Annotated in this window: 1 protein-coding gene; it reads left to right on the forward strand. The window is 65.3% G+C overall.

The features are described 5' to 3' along the window. The first annotated feature begins 44 nt into the window (after positions 1-44). A complete protein-coding gene (locus ACLM5J_RS20820; protein ID WP_413658595.1) occupies positions 45-1277 on the forward strand; it encodes an IS30 family transposase in 1233 nt (410 codons plus the stop codon). The last annotated feature ends 7 nt before the right edge of the window (positions 1278-1284 follow it).

Genomic DNA, 1284 nt, shown 5'->3' on the forward strand with positions numbered 1-1284 from the left:
GGCGGGGTCAAGGGGTGGAAGCAACTCTGGTTGAGGAGTTGTGGATGGTGAGGGGTTTTTCGTGGGTGGATCGGTTGCGGTTGGTGGAGCTGGTCTGTCGGGGTGTTTCGTTGCGGTCGGCGGCACGGGTGGTGGGCGTGTCGCGGACCTCGGCGTTGCAGTGGTGGCGTGATGCTGCGGTGATGGAACTGCAGTTACGTGGGGGCCGCGGTGGCGGCCTGGACGGCGGGTGGCCTGGTGATGTGGTCGGGACAGGCACGCAGCGGGTGGCGTTGTCGATCGCGGATCGTAGCGCGATCGCTGCGGGCTGTTTCCATCGTCGTTCGGTGAGCGCGATCGCGGCCTCGATCGGGCGTGACAAGTCAGTAGTCTCGCGCGAGATCCGCCGCCACCGCAGCCCGGACGGTGTGTATCGGGCCGCGGTCGCGCACCGGGCCGCAGCGGCGCGTCGGGCTCGACCGAAACCGTTCAAGCTGGCCCAACACCCGAGGGTGTGTCGTCGTATCGAGGAGTGGATGGACCAGGGCTGGTCACCGAGATTGATCAGCCAGATGCTGAGCACCGGCATAGACGGTGAGACTGTGCGAGTGAGCCACGAGACGATCTACCAGGCGTTGTACGTCCAGACCCGCGGCAGCCTGCGCAAGGACTTGGCCCGCAAACTGGCATTGAAACGCACCGCACGCAAACCCCGCGGTGGCGTTGAGCGCCGCGGCGCGAGTGCGTACCGTGAAGCGTTCAAGATCAGTCAGCGGCCTGCCGAGGTCGCTGATCGGGCGGTGCCGGGTCATTGGGAGGGCGACCTGATCTACGGTGCCGGGACCGCTACGGCCGTGGGCACGTTGGTGGAACGCTCGACTCGGTTCGTCATCTTGTTGCACCTGCCGGGTCGTCATGACGCCGCCTCGGTCGCGGCGGCGATGATCGCCCAGATGGGCAAGCTTCCCCAACACCTGCGCCGTTCGTTGACGTGGGACCGTGGCACCGAGATGGCCGGGTACCGGCATATCCAGCTCAAACTCGATATGCCGGTCTACTTCTGTGACCCGCACTCGCCGTGGCAGCGCGGTTCGAATGAGAACACCAACCGGTTGTTGCGGTTCTGGTTGGAGAAAGGCCACGACCTGTCGCGGTACAACGCAGACGACCTGGCCACGATCGCGGCCACACTCAACGCACGACCCCGTCCTACGCTTGGACTGAAGACACCAGCCCAAGCGCTGGACGAACTGCTGAGCAACCCGCCAGCAGACAACAACGTTGCTTCCACCACCTGAACCCGCC

Origin of the sequence: Nocardioides sp. Bht2, assembly GCF_047308515.1 — a bacterium.
Lineage (GTDB): Bacteria > Actinomycetota > Actinomycetes > Propionibacteriales > Nocardioidaceae > Nocardioides.

What these genes read in the sequence shown, in the direction of transcription:
- ACLM5J_RS20820 (WP_413658595.1), top strand. Translation starts at nt 45, where the DNA reads ATGGTGAGGGGTTTTTCGTGGGTGGATCGGTTGCGGTTGGTGGAGCTG.